This window comes from Actinomycetospora sp. (genome assembly GCF_055612215.1).
This window is the reverse complement of sequence record NZ_JBVPVA010000916.1, coordinates 1-2,661: the sequence shown is the minus strand read 5'-3', so window position 1 is coordinate 2,661 and position 2,661 is coordinate 1. Positions and strand designations below refer to the sequence as shown.

Below are 2,661 nucleotides of genomic sequence, written 5' to 3'. Positions count from 1 at the left end.
GGCCAGGGTAGGGACCGCCACCGCCCGGCCGGGGCGCCGGTCACCCGGAGGGGTGCGACGATGCCGCCATGGTCTCCACGCGGCGGACGCTCACCCTGCACGGCCACCGGATGGCCTGGATCGAGGCCGGCCCGGACCGCGACGAGGACCCGGAGGTCGTCGTCCTGCTCCACGGCGTGGCGGGCAGCTCCTCGACCTGGGAACCGGTCATCGAGTGCCTGGAGCGGACCGGCGGCCGGCGCCTGGTCATCGCCCCCGACCTGCTCGGCCACGGCGAGTCGGCCGGCCCCAGCGGCGACTTCTCGATGGGCGCCTTCGCCAACGGGCTGCGCGACCTGCTCGCCGCGCTCGGGCACCGTCGGGTCACCGTCGTGGGGCACTCGCTCGGCGGCGGCGTCGCGATGCAGTTCGCCTACCAGTTCCCCGAGCTGTGCTCGCGGCTCGTGCTGGTGTCCTCGGGCGGGCTGGGCCGCGGGGTGAGCCCGACGCTGCGGCTCGCCTCGCTGCCCGGCGCCGGCGTCGTCGTGCCGATCCTGGCGCGCACCGGGGTGCTCGGCCTCGGCGTCGCGGCCCTGCGCGCGGCCGCCTCCCTCCCGCTGCGCCCGGCCGACCGGGTCTCGCTGCGCGAGTACGCCCGGCACGCGGGCTCGCTGACCGAGCGCGCGCACGCCGACGCGTTCGTCGACACCATCCGCGGCGTCATCGGCCCGTGGGGCCAGCGGGTCACCGGGACCGACCGGCTCTACCTGACCGAGGGCCTGCCCACCCTCGTCGCCTGGGGTCGCCGCGACCCGATCATCCCGGTCGGGCACGCCTACCGCGCCGCCTCGCTCATGCCGGGCAGCCGGCTGGAGATCTTCGACGAGTCCGGGCACTTCCCGCACTGCGACGAGCCGATCCGCTTCGCCGAGCTGCTCACCGTGTTCTGCGACGCGACCGAGCCCGCCGACCTCGACGCGGCCTCGCTGGGCCCGCGGCTGGCCGGGTTCGCCTCGTGAGCCCGGTCGGCGGCGGAGGTCAGCTGCCGGCGGCACCCACGTTGCGGCACTGGTAGGCCAGCGCCGGCGGCACGTTGCGCCACACCGTCGGCGTCACGCGGACCTCGTCGAAGCTCTGCTCGAGCAGCTCGCGGAAGCGCCGTTGGGTGGGCAGGTTCTTGACGTGGCGGTAGGCGAAGGTGGTGAACACCCCGCCGGGGACGAGCACCCGGGAGACCTGCTCCATGATCCCGCGCTGCGCCTCGCGGGAGAACAGCGTCCAGGGCAGCCCGCTGACCACGGTGTCGACCGAGGTGATGCCGATGTCGGCGAGCAGCTTCTGCAGGTCCTTGGCGTCACCGTGCACGACCTCGAGCCAGGGCCGGGTCCGGTTCAGGTGCGTCACCATGCCCGCGTCGATCTCGACGGCGACGTGGCGCGCCTCGGGCGCGAGGCGGCGGCGCAGGGCCTGGGAGACGACGCCGGTGCCCGGTCCGAGCTCGACGACCGTCGCCGACCCGTCCTGCGGGGCGACCGACGCGAGCAGGTCGCACAGCGCGCGCCCGCTCGGGGCCACCGCCCCGATCACCGCCGGGCTGCGCACGGCCGAAGAGACGAAGGTCAGGAGGTCACGCGCTGCCGTCACGCCCGGCAGACTCCCAGGTGCCGGGCGCCCCGACCACCGGAGCGGAGACGCGTCACGTCCCGCCGCGCGGGTCGATGATCCGCATGACGATGTAGACCACGATCAACAGGATCATCATCGAGAGGTCGAGGCTGATGTTCCCGATGCGGATCGCCGGGATCAGCTTCTTGAGCAGCTTCACGGGCGGGTCGGTGACGCGGTACATGAGCTCCAGCCCGACCGCGGTGCCCCCGGCCGGACGCCAGTCGCGTGCGAACCCCCGGACCACCTCGACCACGAGGCGCCCGATGATGAAGAGGTAGAACACGAACAGGACGTAGTAGACGACCAGCAGGATCGTGTCCGTCGGGCTCGCGAGCATGCCTCCACTATGGCCCGTCCGGGGGGCCGGGTCGGGGCCCACCCCCGTCCGGATCGTCCCGGTGGTGACGCCCTGCGAGGGTGGTCGCCGTGATCCTCCACATCTGCTCGCGCGCGGACTGGGACGCCGCGGGCGAGTTCCTGACGCCGCCCTCGCTCGCCACCGAGGGCTTCGTGCACTGCTCGGACCCGGGCACCGTCGCGCTCCCCGCCTCGCGCCTCTACCCGGGCCGGACCGACCTGGTGCTGCTCGAGGTCGACCCGGGCCGCGTCGGGGCGCCGGTGCGCTGGGAGCCCGGGGTGCGCGACGGGCGGGTGGAGACGTCGGGCCCGTGGTTCCCGCACGTGTACGGGCCGCTGCCCCGGGCCGCCGTCGTCGCCGTGCACGCCTTCCCGCCGCACGACGACGGGTCGTTCCGGCTGCCCGCGTCGCTCGCGGAGCGCTGAGGGGAGCGGGCGCGGGAACGACGAAGGCCCCCGACCCTGCTGGGTCGGGGGCCTTCGACTACTCGTAGCGGGGACAGGATTCGAACCTGTGACCTCTGGGTTATGAGCCCAGCGAGCTACCGAGCTGCTCCACCCCGCGCCCGCTCCCCTCAGCGCTCCGCGAGCGACGCGGGCAGCCGGAACGACCCGTCGTCGTGCGGCGGGAAGGCGTGCACGGCGACGACGGCGGCC

At 74.5% G+C, this 2,661-nt stretch carries 4 protein-coding genes and 1 tRNA gene; 2 read left to right on the top strand and 3 right to left on the bottom strand.

The genetic code is table 11. The features are described from left to right. Window positions 1–68: 68 nt before the first annotated feature. Window positions 69–998, top strand: a complete 930-nt coding sequence (locus AC0CYZ_RS25005; RefSeq protein ID WP_472220371.1) for an alpha/beta fold hydrolase — start codon at window positions 69–71, stop codon at window positions 996–998. Window positions 999–1,017: 19 nt separating this feature from the next. Here AC0CYZ_RS25005 and AC0CYZ_RS25000 read toward each other — a convergent pair whose 3' ends face one another. Together AC0CYZ_RS25000 and AC0CYZ_RS24995 are read right to left on the bottom strand one after the other, a co-directional pair. Next, window positions 1,018–1,623 carry a class I SAM-dependent methyltransferase gene (locus tag AC0CYZ_RS25000; RefSeq protein WP_472220369.1) on the bottom strand — a complete coding sequence of 202 codons (606 nt, stop codon included), beginning with the start codon at window positions 1,621–1,623 and terminating at the stop codon, window positions 1,018–1,020. A 52-nt stretch (window positions 1,624–1,675) separates the two neighbouring features. Next, window positions 1,676–1,984 (bottom strand): YggT family protein, encoded by a 309-nt coding sequence (locus AC0CYZ_RS24995; protein ID WP_472220367.1) that lies wholly within the window; start codon window positions 1,982–1,984, stop codon window positions 1,676–1,678. 89 nt (window positions 1,985–2,073) lie between these two features. Between AC0CYZ_RS24995 and AC0CYZ_RS24990 the strand changes: the two genes are divergently transcribed. Beyond that, window positions 2,074–2,430, top strand: coding sequence for a DUF952 domain-containing protein (locus tag AC0CYZ_RS24990; protein WP_472220365.1), 357 nt, complete (start codon window positions 2,074–2,076; stop codon window positions 2,428–2,430). 65 nt (window positions 2,431–2,495) lie between these two features. On the opposite strand, the gene AC0CYZ_RS24985 is transcribed toward AC0CYZ_RS24990, so the two are convergent. Then, a tRNA-Met gene (locus AC0CYZ_RS24985) sits at window positions 2,496–2,569 on the bottom strand. Window positions 2,570–2,661: the final 92 nt, after the last annotated feature.

Bases quoted from the DNA above. Each gene is read 5' to 3' on its own strand.
- AC0CYZ_RS25005 (WP_472220371.1), top strand. From the start codon at position 69: ATGGTCTCCACGCGGCGGACGCTCACCCTGCACGGCCACCGGATGGCC.
- AC0CYZ_RS24995 (WP_472220367.1), bottom strand. From the start codon at position 1,984: ATGCTCGCGAGCCCGACGGACACGATCCTGCTGGTCGTCTACTACGTC.